We start from the raw sequence: 16,041 nt of genomic DNA, 5'->3' as shown, positions 1-16,041 counted from the left end.
GAGGCAAGCATGCTGTACGCAGGCAAATGGGACCGCGCCGGTCTGGATTACCAAGCCTTGAAGAACCAATGGCACGTGGTGGCGCGCGCCGAAGAAGTCAGCGCCGAACGCCCCAAGGCGGTGCGGCTGCTAGGCGAAGAACTGGTGCTGTGGCGCGACGGCGCCGGCCAGATCCACGCCTGGAAGGACTATTGCGGCCATCGCGGCGCCAAGCTGTCGCTGGGTTGCGTCAAAAAGGGGGAGATCGAATGCCCGTACCACGGCTGGCGCTTCGACGCCGGCGGTCAGTGCACGCGGGTGCCCGCCCACCCGGACCAAGCCACGCCCTCGTCGGCGCGCTTGATCTTCCGTCACCACGCGGCCGAACGCTACGGTCTGATCTGGGCCAGCCTGGACGCGCCGCAGCGGCCGCTGCCGGTGTTCCCGGAATGGGAGGATGGCAGTTTCCGTAAAGTATTCGCCGGCCCCTACCGCTATATGGGCAACGCTTTGCGCTCGGTGGAAAACTTTCTCGACGCCTCGCACTTCCCCTTCGTCCACGCCAATCTCAACGGCGACCCGGACGCGCCGGAGCCGCTGCCGGACTACCAGGTGTTCAAGGACGAACACGGGCTGCGCACCTCGGAAATATCGGTGTTCCAACCCTACGGCGACCACCGCGGCATCCCGGTCACCGCGCGCTACACCTACTCGGTGTTCAACCCCACCACCGCCTACTTCGTCAAGAAGACCGGCGACACCGAGCGCTTCTGCACTTTCCTCAACGCCACCCCGGTGGACGAGGCCGAGTGCGTGATCTGGCTGATCGTGGCCATCAACTTCGGCGCCGACTTGAGCGAAGAAAAAATCCTCTACCGCCAAGACATGGTGTTCGAGCAAGACCGGCTGATCGTGGAATCGCAGCGACCAGCGCGGCTGCCGCTGGACATCCAGCAGGAAATGCACGTTCGCAGCGACCGGCTGGGCATCGAATACCGGCGCTGGATCAAGGAACTGGGCCTGCGCGCCGACGCGCCAAACCACGCCGAGCCGCGCGCCGCGGCCTTGCAGAACTGACAGGGAGCAAGCGATGGATGCATTTGAACCCCGCCGCCTCCAGCTGGCCGAGCGCGAATCGAACGCGCGCACCTACGCGCGCGGCATAGACCGCGTGATCAGCCGTGGCGAGCTGGCCCGAGTCTACGACAGCGAAGGCCGCGAATACCTGGACTGCCTGGCCTGCGCCGGCGCGCTGCCGCTGGGCCACAACCATCCCTTCATCCAACAGCGGGTGGCTGCTTTTCTGCAATCCGGCCAGCTGCAGCAGGCGCTGGACATCGCCACCCCGGCCAAGCTCGCCTTTGTCGAACAGCTATATCAGGCGCTGCCCGCCGGCTTCGCCGAACACGCCAAGGTGCAGTTCTGCGGCCCGTCCGGCTCCGACGCGGTGGAAGCCGCGCTCAAGCTGTTCAAGACCGCCACCGGCCGCCGCCCGGTGCTGGCCTTCCAGGGCGCTTACCACGGCATGACCATGGGCGCGCTGGGCATGATGGGCAATCTGGGGCCGAAACAGGCGGTCAGCGGCTACCCGGCGGAAATCCAGTTCCTGCCGTTTCCCTATGCCTACCGCAGCCCCTTCGGCGCAGGCGCCGCCGAGACCGAGCGGCTGTCCCTGGCCTATTTGGAAAACCTGCTGTCCGATCCGGAAAGCGGCGTCGGCAAACCGGCCATGCTGCTGGTGGAACCCATCCAGGGCGAAGGCGGCTGTATCCCGGCCAGCGCCGGCTGGCTGCGCGGCCTGCGCGAAATCACCGCGCGCCACGACGTGCCGCTGGTAATGGACGAGGTGCAAACCGGCTTCGGCCGCAGCGGCGATATGTTCGCCCATGAATGGGCCGACATCGTGCCGGACGCCGTCATCCTGTCCAAGGCGGTGGGCGGCGGTTACCCGCTAGCCCTGGTGGCCTACCACCAAAAATACGACCGCTGGGCGCCCGGCGCCCACGCCGGCACCTTCCGCGGCAACCAGATCGCCCTGGTCAGCGGCGCGGCCACGCTGGAATACCTGCGCCAGCCCGGCATGCTGGAGCAAGTGCGGGAGGTGGGCCAACTCCTGCGCCAGAAGCTGCAAGCGCTGCAAACGCGCTTTTCCTGCATTGGCGACGTGCGCGGCCGCGGCCTGATGCTGGGCGTGGAGCTGATAGACCCCAACGGCGCGCCGGACGCGCTGGGCCACCCACCGGCCAACGGCTTGCTGGCCAAGGCGCTCAAGCGCGCCTGTCTGGAACACGGCCTGATCCTGGAGAGCGGCGGCCGTCACGGCGCGGTGATGCGGCTGCTGCCGCCGCTGATCATCAGCGCCGACGACGCGGAAGAAATCGTCCGTCGTTTTGAAACCGCGCTGACCCGCCTGTGGCCCGCCGCCCCGGCCGCCGCGCACGCACCGGCCGCCATGGCCTTTTGAACCTGGAGCGACAGCATGACGCACACCGTACACGACATCATCGGCATCGGCTTCGGCCCCGCCAACATCGCACTGGCCATCGCGCTGGAAGAACTGGCGCCGCAGCTGTCCGTGCGCTTCCTGGAACGGCGGCCCTCCGCCGCCTGGCAGCCGGGCATGCTGCTGGAAGGCTCGGACATCCAAAACCACCCGCTGCGCGACCTGGTCACTCCGCGCAACCCGCGCAGCCGCTACACCTTCACCAACTTCCTGCACGAGCACAACCGGCTCTATCAGCACCTGAACCTGCCGCTGCACTACCCGCTGCGGCTGGAGTACGCGCAATACGTCGATTGGGTCGCCGGCTGCTTCCAGCACCAGGTGGAATACCAGCGTGAAGTCATCGACATCCTGCCGGTCAACGACAGCGACGGCGAGCTCAGCCATTACCGCGTGCTGTGCGCCGACGGCCGCGAGTACCTGGCGCTCAGCGTGGTGCTGGCGCCGGGCCGCACCCCCAACATCCCGGAACCGTTCCAGCGCGCGCCGGACCCGCGCGTGGTCCACCTCAACCACTACCTGCCGGCGCTGGAACAATTGAAAGCCAAAGGCGGCGGCAGGGTGGCGGTGATAGGCGGCAGCCAGAGCGCGGTGGAAATCCTGCTGCACGCCAGTTCCGAGCCGGCGCTGACGCGCGTGGTCGGCGTTACCCGCAACTTCGGCTACCGCCAGAAAGACACCAGCCCCTTCTCCGACGAGGTCTATTTCCCCGCCTTCGTCGACGCCTTCTTCGCCGCCAGCCCGGAACACAAGGACAGGCTGCGTCAGGAGCTGGTATTCACCAATTATTCGGCCGCCGACATCGACGTGCTCAACCAGCTCTACGTCAAACAATACGCCAACCGGTTACAGGACAAGGACAGCCTGGCCCTGCTCACCTGCATGGAAACCGAGGCCTGCGAACCCGGCGCCGACGGTGTCACCCTGCGGCTGCGCCACTTCCTGGGCGGCGACGCGGTCAGCGAAACCGTGGACTTGGTGGTGCTGGCCACCGGCTTCCTAGACCTGGGCCGCGGCCCCAAGCGCGAGCCCTGGCCGCGCGTGCTGGAAACGCTGTCGCCGCAGCTGTGCGCCGAGCGCGACACCGTGGACATCACGCTGGACTACCGCGTGCGGCTGCAAGGCGCGGCCGACCGCGGCGCGCCGCTGTACCTGAACGGCCTGTGCGAATCCTCTCACGGCATGGGCGACGCCGGCTCCTTCAGCCTGCTGGCGCTGCGTTCTCAAGCCATCGTGCAATCCCTGGCGGCGCGGCTGGAACAAGGATCGCGACATGACGGCATCCGCGCTTGACGCTCTGCTGAGCGCCGCCACCGGCTGGCAGGCGCGCGCTCCGCGGCTGCTGGCGGCCAAGGCCGACGCGCTGCCGGTCAGTTGCGAACTGGCGGTGATAGGCGCCGGCCTCACCGGACTGTCGGCGGCGCTGACCGCCGCCGAGGCCGGCTGCTCGGTGGTGGTGCTGGAGGCCGACGCCGTCGGCGGCGGCGCCACCGGCCGCAACTCCGGTTTCGTGGTGCCGGTGCCGGCGCGCTGCGGCCCGCCGGAGCTGCGCGCCTGGCTGGGCCCGCAGGCCGAGGGCTATCTGGCCGGCCTAAGCGAAGCCGCGGCCGAACTGCTGGCGCTGCCGGAAGCCAGCCCGGTCCGCAAAGGCTGGATGCAATTGTTCTCCGCCCCCGGCTCCGCGCAGGCCTCCGCCCTGGCCTGGCGCCGGCTGGGCGTGCGCGCCCGCGCGCTGGACGCCGAACAGGCGCAAGCCCTGACCGCCGCCGCCGGCTACCACGGCGGCCTGCTGTTCGAGGACGGCGGCCAGATCGACCCGCTGGCGCTGGCGCGCGGCCTGGCCGAACGCTGCAGCCAACGCGGCGTGATCCTGCTGGAACGCTGTCCGGCCAAGCTGGTGGAACGGGAAAGCCGGGACGGCATGCACGTGATCCGCACCCCGCGCGGCAGCCTGCGCGCGGGTCGCGTGCTCATGGCCGGCAACGCCTACAGCCGCGACGGCATAGCCGCGGTCGCCCGACACAGCGTGCCGCTGACGCTGGCGCTCGGGCAATTCGAACTGAGCGCGGAACAACAGGCGCGGGTGCTGCCCGCCGACATCCCCTTCTCCGACAATCGCCGCGATATGTGGTTTTTCCGCAAAATGCCGGAAGGCCAATTGCTGACCGGCCTGTTCGCGCTGAGGCCAGACGCCGAAACGGAGCAATACGCCGCCGCCTTGCGCCAGCGCGTCCGCACCGTCTTCGGCCTGGAGTTCGACGCCGCTCCACGGCTATGGGCCGGACAAGTCGGCCTTACTCCGTCCGGCCTGCCCAGCTTGCAACGCGTCGGCGACGGCGTCCTGGCCTGGACCGGCTGCAACGGCCGCGGCCTGGCGCTGTCCTTCATGCTGGGCCGAACCCTGGCGCGCCAACTGATCGGCGCCGGCCCGGCCCTATTGCCGTTCAATCCGCGTCCGCTGCGCGGCCGCGCGCTGCTAAAGTGGATGACCGAAGCGGTCATCGCCCACGACCGGCGCCGGCGCGCCCGGCTCACGCCGGCCGAACCTCGCTCGCCAAAGGAAGCTACCCCGTGAGTTCATGCGCTTTCCATTATCAGGAATACTGCTGTACCCGCCCCGAGCTGATCGACCGGATGATCGCCCGCTACCCGCTGGCGCTGATCAGCAGTGAATACCAGGGCCGTCCGCACGCCAGCCATATCCCGCTGTTCCGCGTCGCCGACCGCAGCCTGTTCGGCCACGTAGACCGCCGCAATCCCCAATTCCAGGGCCGCGGCCGCTTTCCCGCGCGCTTGGTTTTCATGGGCCCGCAAAGCTATATCCCGCCGGAGGCCTACCGCAGCCGCTTGCTGCCCACCTGGAATTACATTGCGGTGCACATGGACGCCGAGATCGAAATCCTCGACGACCTGGAATCGGCCCGCCGCGCGCTGAGCGACACTTGCGAGCGGCTGCAGCCGCCCCAGGCGCCGTTCCAGTACGAGGCCGCCGATCCCCGAGTCATCGCCAACGCGCCGCACATCCTCGGCCTGCGCGTTCATGTGCTGCGCGAGGAAGGCCGCTTTAAACTCTCGCAGGACAAAAAGCCGGAAGACCAGCAAGCGGCGCTGGATCATCTGCTGCGCCGCGACGAGGCCGGGGAGCGCGCGCTGCTGGAGGAGCTGCTGCGATTTTCCGCAACCGTGGAGCACGCGCATGGCTGAACCCTCCGAGCTGGCCCGGCGCTTCATCGATCAAGGCGTCACGCTGGACCCCGGCCAGCGCCGCGCCGCCGACGCGCTGGACGCGCTGCGCCTCCAAACGCGGACCGCCCCCGCCTGGCCGCTGCGCCGGCCGTCGCCGCAAACCGGTGCCTATCTGTGGGGCGAGCCCGGCCGCGGCAAGACCATGCTGATGGACGGACTGTTCGCCTTGTCCACCGCGCCGGCACAACGCATCCATTACCACCAGTTCCTGCGCGACCTGCACCGCGGCCTGGCCCAGTCCGGCGGCGAGCAAGCCAACTACCTGCCCGCGCTGGCGCGGCGCGTGGCCGCGCAAAGCCGCTTGTTCTGCCTGGACGAATTCCATCTGCACGACATCGCCGACGCCATCCTGATGGAGCGCTTCCTGACCGTGCTGTTGGAAGAACGAGTGCTGGTGATCCTGACCTCCAATTACGCGCCGGAACAACTGCTGCCGGACCCGCAACTGCATCGCTACGCGCTGCGCGTCATCGCGCTGATCCAGCGCCACATGCAGGTGCTGCACCTGGACGGCGACCGCGACTACCGCTATCGCGAAGCCGCCGCCGGCGAACACTATCTACACCCTTGCGGCGCGGAAGCCGAGCAAGCCCTGCGCCGGCTGCTGCAAGAGCAGGGCCGAACCATCGGCCCCGCCGCCGCCGTCTCGCTGTCCGGCCGGCCGCTGTCCGCGCGGGCGCAAAGCCCGGACTGCATCTGGTTCGACTTCGAAACCATCTGCCTGGGCCCGCGCTCGCACCTGGATTACCTGGAGATGTCGGAACGCTGGCACACCGTCGTCGTCTCCGACATCGCCCAAGCGCAGTTGAACAAGGCCGACGGCCTGCGCCGCTTCATCTGGCTGGTGGACGTGCTCTACGACCGCCGCCAGTGTTTATTGCTGATTTCCGAACGCCCAATCGAAACCATGCTGCGCGACGCCACGCTGTCGGCGGATACCCATCGCACGCTGAGCCGGCTCGCCGAAATGCAATCCGCCTCCTTCGCCGCCGCCACCGCCATCGAAATGAGCCCGCTATGCCAATAGTCAGAATCGAAGACGCCGCCGCTCGCACGCCGGCCCAACGCCAAGCCATCGTTCACTGCGTCTACGACGCGCTGCGCGCCGTGTTCGGCGTCAGCGACGAAGAGCTGCAGGCGCGCTACCAGCGCTTCGCGCAGGAAGACCTGCTGCCGCCGGACGGAGACCCGGACTACCTGCACATCGAGATCACCGTCTTCGCCGGCCGCAAGCCGGAGACCAAGAAAAAACTCTACGCCAAGCTGGCCGCCGACCTAGCCGCGCTGCTGGACATCTCGCCCGCCTCGGTGCTGATTCTGCTGCGCGAGGAAGCCGCGGACAACTGGGGCATGCGCGGCGGCCTGCCCGCCAGCGAAATCGATTTCGGCTACGCCATCTCCGTATGATGAGCCAGCACCCGCAAGCCCTGCGCCAAAAGCTGGGCAGCTTCGCCACCGGCGTCGCCGTCGCCTCGGGACTAGAGCCTCAAGCAAATGCGAGACAAGGCGACAACGAGCGCAAGCGCGCACCGTTCACGCAGGAACGCCACGGCGCGCCGCTGATCGACACGGCCAGAACCATCCAACCCATCCCCTAGCCACTCTGGAACCGCAAACATGACGCAAAACAGCAAACACGTCCTGCGCAGCCTGATAGCAAGCCGCTCCGGCCTGCTGGTGCCCGGCGCCTACAACGCGCTGAGCGCTCGCATCGTCGAAGACCTCGGCTTCGGCGCGCTTTACCTGACCGGCGCCGGCCTGACCAATATGCAGCTGGGCCTGCCCGACCTGGGCTTCGTCGGCCTGAAAGAAGTGGCGGACCAGGTTTCCGCCATCCGCGACGCGGTGTCGATTCCCCTCATCGTCGATGCCGACACCGGCTTTGGCAACGCGCTCAATGTGCGCCGCACCGTGCGCGTGCTGGAACGCGCCGGCGCCGACGCCATCCAGTTGGAAGATCAGGTACTCCCCAAGAAATGCGGCCATTTCACCGGCCAAAACCTGATCAGCGCCGCCGAGATGTGCGGCAAACTGCAGGCGGCGGCGGACGCGCGCCAGGATGAAAACCTGATGATCATCGCCCGCACCGACGCCTGCGCGGTGGACGGCATCGACGCCGCCATTGAACGCGCCGGCCGCTACGCCGAGGCCGGCGCCGATGTGCTGTTCATCGAAGCGGTACGGGAACTGGACGACATCCGCCGCCTGCCGGCGCTGTTCGACCGCCCCCTGCTAATGAACATCGTCATCGGCGGCAAAACCCCGGCGCTGAGCGCCGCCGATCTGAAGGAACTGGGCTACGGCCTGGTGCTTTACGCCAACGCCGCTCTGCAAGGCGCCGTGCTGGGCATGCAGCGGGCGCTGGGCACGCTGGCACGCGACGGCATCCTGCAGGAAGACCCGCAACTGGTGACCCCGTTCACCGAACGTCAGCGCCTGGTCAACAAGCCGCTCTACGACGAACTAGACGCGCGCTACGGCGCGGCCGGGCGGGACTGAGCCACTTGCGGGCGGCAAGCCGCCCGCAAAATACTCGTCCGATTTTCGGTTGTGACGGTCTTGGGCGCCCCCTAAGCTGTGCGCATTCCAACCGGAGCACACACATGGACTTCGCCGCCCTGCACCACCAAGCCGAACCGCTGTTGATCGCCAATGTCTGGGACGCCGTCAGCGCCCGCCTAGCCGAACAGGCCGGCTATGCCGCCATCGGCACCTCCAGCGCGGCGATGGCCGCCATGCTGGGCCACGAGGATGGCGAAGAACTCGGCTTTGCCGAATTGCGCCAGCTTGTCGCCCGCCTGCGCACCGCCAGCAGCCTGCCCTTGAGCGTGGACATGGAAGCCGGCTACGGCGACAGCCCCGAGCGCATCGCCGCCAATCTGAGCGAACTGGCCGCGCTCGGCGTCGTCGGCGTCAACCTGGAAGACAGCATGGTGCGCCAAGGCCGGCGCAGCCTGCAGAACGCGGCGGCATTCGCTGCCATGTTGACGGCGGTGCGGACAGCGCTGCGCCAAGCCGGCCACACGCTATTCCTCAATGTCCGCACCGATCCCTTCCTGCTGGGCCTATCCGACGCGCAAGCGCAGACCATCGCCCGCGGCCGCCTATACGCCGCCCACGGCGCAGACGGCCTGTTCGTGCCTTGCGTTGTGCAAGAAACGGACATTCGCGCCATCGTCGAAGCGGTGCCGCTGCCCTTGAATGTGATGTGCATGCCGGCCTTGCCGGACTTTGCCGCGCTGGCGCGGCTGGGCGTCAAACGCCTCTCCATGGGCAATGCCGTCCACGAACAATTGCAGCGCAGCTTGCTGAACATGCTGCACAATATTCGCGCCCAACAATCCTTCCAGGCCGTCTTCACCCATGCTGATCACTGACACCGAACAGGCCGACGGCTATTACCGGGCGCTGCTGGAACGCGCCGAGGCATACAACGGCATTTTCTTCGTCGCCGTCCGCACCACCGGCGTGTTCTGCATCGCCAGTTGCCGCGCGCGCAAGCCGAAACGGGAAAACGTAGAGTTTCACTCCAGCTTCAAATCCGCGCTGGACGCGGGCTTCCGCCCCTGCAAGATCTGCCGCCCCACCGAGAACGCCCACGCCGCGCCGCCGGCGGTGGCCCAGGTCATGACCTGGCTGCGGGCCAGCCCCAAGGACCGGATCAGCGATGGCCAGCTCAGACAGCGCGGCATCAGCCCGGAAGCGCTGCGTCGCTGGTTTCTCCAGCACCACGGCATCACCTTCCACGCCTTCCAGCGCATGCTGCGCATCAATACCGCGCTGCGCGAACTCAAGAGCGGCCGCAGCGCCACCGAGGTCGCGCTCGACAGTGGCTACGACTCGCTCAGCGGTTTTGCCCACGCCTACAAGAAACTGACCGGCAGCGCCCCCAGCGACAGCGCGCGCGTCATCCTGCTGCACCGCTTAACCACCCCGCTAGGCCCGATGCTGGCCTGCGCGACGGAGCGCGGCCTGTGCCTGCTGGAATTCACCGACCGACGCATGCTGGAAACCGAATTCAAAGACCTGCAACGCCTGCTCAAGGCGCGGATCATCGCCGGGGAGAACGCGCACACCCAGCAGGCCGAGAGGGAAATTGGCGAATACTTCGCTGGCCGTCGCAGACACTTCGACGTGGAACTGGAAACGCCAGGCAGTGAATTCCAGCAAGAAGTTTGGCAAAGCCTGAGGGTGCTGGACTACGGAAGCACCCACAGCTACCAGAGCCTGGCGGAACGGATAGGCCACCCCAGCGCGGTGCGCGCGGTGGCCGCCGCCAATGGAGCCAACCGCATCGCCATCATCGTTCCCTGCCACCGCGTGCTGGGCAAGAACGGCGCGCTGACCGGCTATGGCGGCGGCCTGGCGCGCAAGCAATGGCTGCTGGAACACGAACGCGGGCCGGACGCGAACTCGACGTCCAGACTGGAAGCTTAGAGCCTGTCCAAAGTCTCCAAAGCGCGGGCGAGACAAAGCTAAAACAGCAGAGAAACGGAGGACACAAGAGGTACATGAGCATTTAACAAAACCCCTGACCCTGCTCAGCCTCCTTGTCGAACAACTGCCTGCGTCGGCTCGTCTTGGTCCAAGCTCCGGCAAGGCATTGTTAGCGGCCCTTAAATTGGTTTTCCCCGGCAGCCTTGCTAGCGTTTTAAAAATTACTGTTGACCTCTACGCCACTTTCCTGTAAAAAGTCCGGGCAGGATCTTCAAGCGTCATATCTATCGATACCTCGTTGCCCATCAAACTGGGTCTTCATTGTTTCCATATCTATTCCTTGATTATCATGCCATACGATAATTTTATTGTCCTTAACTGACACATGGAGTGCATTATGGAAACTGGTACCGTTAAATTTTTCAATGACGCAAAAGGCTTTGGCTTTATCACCCCGGACAATGGCGGCGACGATCTGTTCGCTCACTTCTCCGAAATTCGCGCGGATGGCTTCAAGTCCCTGCGTGAAGGTCAAAAAGTAAGCTACACCCGCGCAATGGGCCAAAAAGGCCCGGCAGCGTCCGCGATTCAGCCGCTCTAAGAACGTACTGACGATCTCGCGAGCTAAGCGAGACAAGGCGAAAACGAGCGAAAAAGCGGAATGTACTGTGGTACATGAGCATTTTGAGCTCGGTTTCAACGCCGTATCGCCGACGCGCAGCAGATCGTAAGTAGGCTCTAAGCATTACAGCGCCTAAATGACAAAGCCCCATATGGGGCTTTTTGTATTTTAAAAATAAGACCTGCCTTGAGGCGGGTTTTATTTTTTGGCAGGCCGTAATATGTAGGCCTTATTGGGGGCAAGTCCGCCGAGCTCAATGAGAAAGAGTTGAACACCACGGGCATGCCGACACCCCCAGAGAAACGCTTGCTAATAAATAAGAACTGAACTTTCCCAAGTTTAGGCCGCTTACCAATAGGTAAAAGGCCACAGTTCATCTTGGATTTGAATGTCAGCTAAGGCTGAATAGCAGCCCATCTACACCGCCCCTTTCGACAAGGAAGCACAAGCGAAAAGAGGCCCTTCCGGGCCTCTTTGTTTAGCATTATTGGCAAAGAGCTGATCACGTCATCGTCGTGAAAGGCTCCATTACCTCGTTACAGACTTTATTCTTACTGATCAAAGCCCGTGGGCCAAACCCCGCCTCACTCCACCGTCACGCTCTTGGCCAGGTTCCGCGGCTTATCAACGTCGGTGCCGCGCGCCAGCGCCACGTGATAGGCCAGCATCTGCACCGGGATGGCGTGCACCACCGGGCTGAGCACGCCGACATGGCGCGGGGTGCGGATCACATGCACGCCGTCGGATTCGCTGAAATGGCTGTCCAGATCGGCGAACACGAACAACTCTCCGCCGCGCGCGCGCACTTCCTGCATATTGGATTTCACTTTTTCCAACAGCGCGTCGTTGGGGGCGATCACCACCACCGGCATGTCCTCGTCCACCAGCGCCAGCGGGCCGTGCTTGAGCTCGCCGGCCGGGTAGGCTTCGGCGTGGATGTAGGAGATTTCCTTCAGCTTGAGCGCGCCTTCCAGCGCAATCGGGAAATGCAGGCCGCGGCCCAGGAACAGCGCATTGTCCTTGGCGGCGAACTTGTCGGCCCAGGCCTTGATCTGCGGCTCCAGGTTCAGCGCGTGCTGCACGCTGCCCGGCAGGTGGCGCAATTCGTCCAGGTAGCGCGCCTCGTCGGCGGCGCTGACCTTGCCGCGCACTTTGCCCAGCGTCACCGCCAGCGCGAACAGGCCCACCAATTGGGTGGTGAAGGCCTTGGTGGAGGCCACGCCAATCTCCGCGCCGGCACGGGTGAAGAACACCAGTTCGCTGGCGCGCGGAATCGCGGATTCGCGCACATTGCAGATCGACAGCGCGTAGCGGTGGCCCAGCTCCTTGGCGTATTTCAGCGCTTCCATGGTGTCCAGCGTCTCGCCGGACTGGGAAATAGTGGTCACCAGGTAATTGGGGTTGGCCCAGGCGCTGCGGTAGCGGTATTCGCTGGCGATTTCCACATCGCACTGCACGCCGGCGATGGTTTCGATCCAGTATTTGGCGGTCAGGCCGGCGTAGTAGCTGGTGCCGCAGGCCAGGATCTTGACGCCTTCCAGCTGCGGCAGCACTTCGCCGGCCCGCTCGCCGAACAGCTCGGGATTGAAGCCGTAGTCCTGCACCGCGTCTATGGTGTCGGACAGCGCCTTCGGCTGTTCGTGGATTTCCTTCTGCATGAAGTGGCTGTACGGGCCCAGTTCCAGCGAGGCCAGCGATACGTCGGACACATGCACCGGACGCTGCGCCGGCTGGTCGTCCTTGTCCAGCAGCTCTACGCCGTCGCGGGTCAGCCGGCCAATATCGCCCTCTTCCAGGAAAATTACGCGGCGGGTGGCGGACACGATGGCGGAAACATCGGAAGCGATGAAGTTTTCCCCGTCTCCCAGGCCAACCAACAACGGGCAGCCCATGCGCGCGCACACCAGTTCGTCCGGGCGGTCCACGGCGATCACGCCGATGGCGTAAGCGCCGGTCAGTTCGCGGCTGGCGCGCTTGACGGCGTCGAACAGGCTGTCGCCGGCCTGGTAGTAGTGATGCACTAGGTGGGCGATGACTTCGGTGTCCGTCTGCGATTCAAAGGCGTAGCCCAGGCCTTTCAGGCGCTCGCGCTGCTCTTCGTGGTTTTCGATGATGCCGTTGTGCACCACGGCGATTTTGCCGAAGGACACGTGCGGGTGGGCGTTGGGCTCGGTAACGCCGCCGTGGGTGGCCCAGCGGGTGTGGCCGATGCCCACCTGCCCTTGCAGGCTTTCTTCCGCCGCGGCGTTTTCCATCTCCGCAACGCGGCCGACGCGGCGCACGCGACGGATGGCGTCGCCGGCCAATACCGCCACGCCGGCGGAGTCGTAGCCGCGATATTCCAGCCGCTTCAGGCCGTCCACCAGTACCGGAACCACATTACGCGCCGCGATGGCGCCGACAATGCCGCACATTACTTTCTCCTTGAACTATCAGTGGGCGAGGACGCGCAGATCAGCGCAATGCCCTTCGCCTGAATTTGGGTTCTGGCTTCCATCGGCAAGGCGTCGTCGGTTACCAGGGTATGAATGCGCTCCCACGGCAATTCCAGATTGGGGATACGCCGGCCTATCTTTTCCGACTCCACCATCACGATGACTTCGCGCGCCACTTCGGCCATCACGCGCGACAGGCCCACCAGCTCGTTGAAGGTGGTGGTGCCGCGTTCAAGATCGATGCCATCGGCGCCGATGAACAGCTGATCAAAATCATAGGAACGCAAGACCTGTTCCGCCACCTGGCCCTGGAAGGATTCGGAATGCGGGTCCCAGGTGCCGCCGGTCATTAGCAGCGTGGGTTCGTTCTCCAGCTCGCGCAGCGCGCCGGCCACGTTCAGGGAGTTGGTCATCACCACCAGGCCGCGCTTATTGCCCAATAGCGGAATCATCGCGCTGGTGGTGGTGCCGCTGTCTATGATCACGCGGTTATGGTCGCGGAGGCGCTCGGCGGCGGCGCGGGCGATGTCGATCTTTCGTTTTGAAACCTGTTCCGCGTCTTCCTCGACCACCATCTCCGACGGCAAGGATACCGCGCCGCCGTAACGGCGCAGCAGCAGCCCGCCGGTTTCCAGCAGGGCCAGGTCTTTGCGTATGGTCACTTCGGAGGTTGAGAAACGCTTGGTCAGCTCGTCCACGCTGACTTCGCCGCGTTCCTGCACCAGGGCGGCAATGGCGTGACGGCGTTGCTGAGTATTTCGTTTGGTCATCACAAGTTTCGTTTCGAAAGTTTCGCGATCATAGCAGCGCACCTTCGGCGCTGACAAGCCTTTCGCGCGGAACCGTCGCGTAGCGGCAAGGGGCTGTCGCAAGAATGCCGCCATGAAAAACGGCGCCCATCCTCCAAATCAGGAGAATGGGCGCCGCTTTGCCGGGAAATGGAATCAGTCGGTCTTTTTCTGAGGCCGCTTCCAGCCCGGCACCGTGACCTGACGCGCGCGCGCCACTGTCAGCTCTCCGGCCGGCGCGGTTCGGCTGATCACCGAGCCGGCGCCTATGGTGCTGTAGGATTCCAGCGTCACCGGCGCCACCATCAGGGTGCCGGAGCCGACGAAGACGTTGTCGCCAATCACGGTCTTGAATTTATTGACGCCGTCGTAATTGCAGGTTACCGAGCCGGCGCCCACATTCACTTTGCCGCCAATCTCGGCATCGCCGATATAGCTCAGGTGATTGACCTTGGAGCCTTCGCCGATCACGCTCTTCTTCACTTCGACGAAGTTGCCGATATGCACGTGGCCGGCCAGTTGGGCGCCGGGGCGCAGCCGGGCGTAAGGCCCGATCCTGCACCCCTCGCCCACCACCGCGTCTTCCAGATGCGAGAACGGCGCGATCTTGGTGCCGGCGGCCACTTTGACGTTCTTCAACACGCAATGCGCGCCGATTTCCACCTGGTCGCCCAACTCCACCACGCCTTCGAACACACAGCCGATGTCGATGCTGACATCCATGCCGTGGGCGAGCTCGCCGCGGATATCGATGCGCGCCGGGTCCGCCAGCGTGACGCCGGCTTCCAGCAAAGCGTGCGCCTGGTTACGCTGCAGAATGCGCTCCAGCTCGGCCAATTGCACCTTGTTGTTGACGCCTGCCGCCTCCCAGCTGGCGTCGACGCTGGCGCTGTCCACGCTCACGCCGTCCGCCACCGCCAGAGCCAGCACGTCGGTCAGATAATATTCGCCCTGCGCGTTGCCATTGTTGAGCGCGGCGAGCCAGCCGGCCAGCCGCGCGTTGGGCAGCACCATCATGCCGGTGTTGATTTCACGGATAGCCAATTGCTCCGGCGCGCAGTCCTTGTGCTCGACGATGGCTTGGAGCTTGCCGTCCGCGCCGCGCACCATGCGGCCGTAGCCGCTGGCGTCGTCCAGCACGTCGGTCAGCACCGCCATGCCCGCGCCGGCGGCATCGGACAAGCGGCGCAGCGTATCCGCCTTGGTCAGCGGCACGTCGCCGTACAGCACCATGGTCTTGCCGTCCGCCGGCAGATGCGGCAAAGCCATCTTCAGCGCGTGGCCGGTGCCCAGTTGTTCGGCCTGCTCCGCCCAGATCAGGTCCGCGTCCGGGATGGCCGCCCGCACCTGTTCCCCGCCGTGGCCGTACACCACGATCAGGCGCGCCGGCTTCAGCGCGCGCGCGGTGCGGATCACCCGCGCCAACATCGGCTCCCCGCCGATGGGGTGCAGCACTTTGGGTTTGGAGGAATACATGCGCTTGCCTTTGCCGGCAGCGAGAATGACGATGCTGAGACTATCCATGGTTTTTCACGAGTCGAAAACGGAAAAAGGCTGCCACTTGCGTGGCAGCCTACTATACACGATTACATCTCTTATCAGTGGGCGCGCTTCTTGAGGAAATCCAGCGCCTTCAACTCCGCGATGGCCACTGCCAGAGCAGCGTGCGCCTTCGCGGTGGAGAGGTCGTCGGTGGCGTGCTTGAGGGAATCCTCCGCAGCGCGTTTTGCCTCATTGGCGCGGGCCTCGTCGAGATCCTCGCCGCGAATCGCCGTATCCGCCAGCACGGTGATCAGGCTGGGCTGCACTTCCATCATGCCGCCAGACACTGCCACCAGAACTTCTTCGCTGCTGCCCGGCACTTTCAGACGCAGCACGCCGGGCTTGATACGGGTCAGGAGCGGCACGTGTTGGGGATACACACCGATCTCGCCTTCGGTAGCCGGCGCAACCACGAATTCAGCTTCGCCGGAGAAGATCATTTGCTCGGTGCTGACCACTTCCACACGCATCTTGGACATCAGCCCTCTC

Annotated in this window: 16 protein-coding genes; 12 read left to right on the top strand and 4 right to left on the bottom strand. The window is 65.1% G+C overall.

The window, feature by feature from the left end:
• The first annotated feature begins 9 nt into the window (after positions 1 to 9).
• From ACUXV1_RS03225 to ACUXV1_RS03170, 12 genes are all read left to right on the top strand, one after another.
• Positions 10 to 1,056: an aromatic ring-hydroxylating dioxygenase subunit alpha gene (locus tag ACUXV1_RS03225; RefSeq protein WP_446014659.1), complete on the top strand. Its 1,047-nt coding sequence runs from the start codon at positions 10 to 12 to the stop codon at positions 1,054 to 1,056.
• Positions 1,057 to 1,069: 13 nt separating this feature from the next.
• Positions 1,070 to 2,443 (top strand): diaminobutyrate--2-oxoglutarate transaminase family protein, encoded by a 1,374-nt coding sequence (locus ACUXV1_RS03220; RefSeq protein ID WP_446014660.1) that lies wholly within the window; start codon positions 1,070 to 1,072, stop codon positions 2,441 to 2,443.
• A 15-nt stretch (positions 2,444 to 2,458) separates the two neighbouring features.
• Complete coding sequence (locus tag ACUXV1_RS03215; protein WP_446014661.1) at positions 2,459 to 3,775, top strand: lysine N(6)-hydroxylase/L-ornithine N(5)-oxygenase family protein; 1,317 nt, start codon at positions 2,459 to 2,461, stop codon at positions 3,773 to 3,775.
• Entirely contained in the window at positions 3,756 to 5,057 is a 1,302-nt protein-coding gene (locus ACUXV1_RS03210) for an NAD(P)/FAD-dependent oxidoreductase (RefSeq protein ID WP_446014663.1), read from the top strand. Before ACUXV1_RS03215 ends, ACUXV1_RS03210 begins: the two co-directional genes overlap by 20 nt.
• Positions 5,054 to 5,686 carry an FMN-binding negative transcriptional regulator gene (locus ACUXV1_RS03205; protein ID WP_446014665.1) on the top strand — a complete coding sequence of 211 codons (633 nt, stop codon included), beginning with the start codon at positions 5,054 to 5,056 and terminating at the stop codon, positions 5,684 to 5,686. The genes ACUXV1_RS03210 and ACUXV1_RS03205 overlap by 4 nt, the downstream gene beginning before the upstream one ends.
• Positions 5,679 to 6,755 (top strand): cell division protein ZapE, encoded by a 1,077-nt coding sequence (gene zapE, locus ACUXV1_RS03200; protein WP_446014667.1) that lies wholly within the window; start codon positions 5,679 to 5,681, stop codon positions 6,753 to 6,755. Before ACUXV1_RS03205 ends, zapE begins: the two co-directional genes overlap by 8 nt.
• Positions 6,746 to 7,135, top strand: a complete 390-nt coding sequence (locus ACUXV1_RS03195) for a tautomerase family protein (protein ID WP_446014668.1) — start codon at positions 6,746 to 6,748, stop codon at positions 7,133 to 7,135. Before zapE ends, ACUXV1_RS03195 begins: the two co-directional genes overlap by 10 nt.
• Positions 7,132 to 7,326 (top strand): hypothetical protein, encoded by a 195-nt coding sequence (locus tag ACUXV1_RS03190; RefSeq protein WP_446014669.1) that lies wholly within the window; start codon positions 7,132 to 7,134, stop codon positions 7,324 to 7,326. Before ACUXV1_RS03195 ends, ACUXV1_RS03190 begins: the two co-directional genes overlap by 4 nt.
• A gap of 19 nt (positions 7,327 to 7,345) precedes the next feature.
• Positions 7,346 to 8,227: an isocitrate lyase/PEP mutase family protein gene (locus ACUXV1_RS03185; RefSeq protein ID WP_446014670.1), complete on the top strand. Its 882-nt coding sequence runs from the start codon at positions 7,346 to 7,348 to the stop codon at positions 8,225 to 8,227.
• A 104-nt stretch (positions 8,228 to 8,331) separates the two neighbouring features.
• A complete protein-coding gene (locus tag ACUXV1_RS03180) occupies positions 8,332 to 9,105 on the top strand; it encodes an isocitrate lyase/PEP mutase family protein (RefSeq protein WP_446014671.1) in 774 nt (257 codons plus the stop codon).
• Positions 9,092 to 10,165, top strand: a complete 1,074-nt coding sequence (locus ACUXV1_RS03175; protein ID WP_446014672.1) for a bifunctional transcriptional activator/DNA repair enzyme AdaA — start codon at positions 9,092 to 9,094, stop codon at positions 10,163 to 10,165. The genes ACUXV1_RS03180 and ACUXV1_RS03175 overlap by 14 nt, the downstream gene beginning before the upstream one ends.
• A gap of 397 nt (positions 10,166 to 10,562) precedes the next feature.
• Positions 10,563 to 10,766, top strand: coding sequence for a cold-shock protein (locus tag ACUXV1_RS03170; protein WP_043634925.1), 204 nt, complete (start codon positions 10,563 to 10,565; stop codon positions 10,764 to 10,766).
• A gap of 605 nt (positions 10,767 to 11,371) precedes the next feature.
• On the opposite strand, the gene glmS is transcribed toward ACUXV1_RS03170, so the two are convergent.
• From glmS to ACUXV1_RS03150, 4 genes are all read right to left on the bottom strand, one after another.
• A complete protein-coding gene (gene glmS / locus ACUXV1_RS03165; RefSeq protein ID WP_446014674.1) occupies positions 11,372 to 13,201 on the bottom strand; it encodes a glutamine--fructose-6-phosphate transaminase (isomerizing) in 1,830 nt (609 codons plus the stop codon).
• Positions 13,201 to 13,992, bottom strand: coding sequence for a DeoR/GlpR family DNA-binding transcription regulator (locus ACUXV1_RS03160; RefSeq protein ID WP_446014675.1), 792 nt, complete (start codon positions 13,990 to 13,992; stop codon positions 13,201 to 13,203). Before ACUXV1_RS03160 ends, glmS begins: the two co-directional genes overlap by 1 nt.
• A 174-nt stretch (positions 13,993 to 14,166) precedes the next feature.
• Positions 14,167 to 15,534 (bottom strand): bifunctional UDP-N-acetylglucosamine diphosphorylase/glucosamine-1-phosphate N-acetyltransferase GlmU, encoded by a 1,368-nt coding sequence (glmU, locus tag ACUXV1_RS03155; RefSeq protein ID WP_446014676.1) that lies wholly within the window; start codon positions 15,532 to 15,534, stop codon positions 14,167 to 14,169.
• A gap of 74 nt (positions 15,535 to 15,608) precedes the next feature.
• Positions 15,609 to 16,031, bottom strand: coding sequence for a F0F1 ATP synthase subunit epsilon (locus ACUXV1_RS03150; protein ID WP_043640582.1), 423 nt, complete (start codon positions 16,029 to 16,031; stop codon positions 15,609 to 15,611).
• Positions 16,032 to 16,041: the final 10 nt, after the last annotated feature.

The sequence above is a fragment of the Chromobacterium sp. W521 genome (assembly GCF_052805975.1).
The sequence above is the reverse complement of the archived record's forward strand: the minus strand, read 5'-3'. Positions and strand labels throughout refer to the sequence as shown.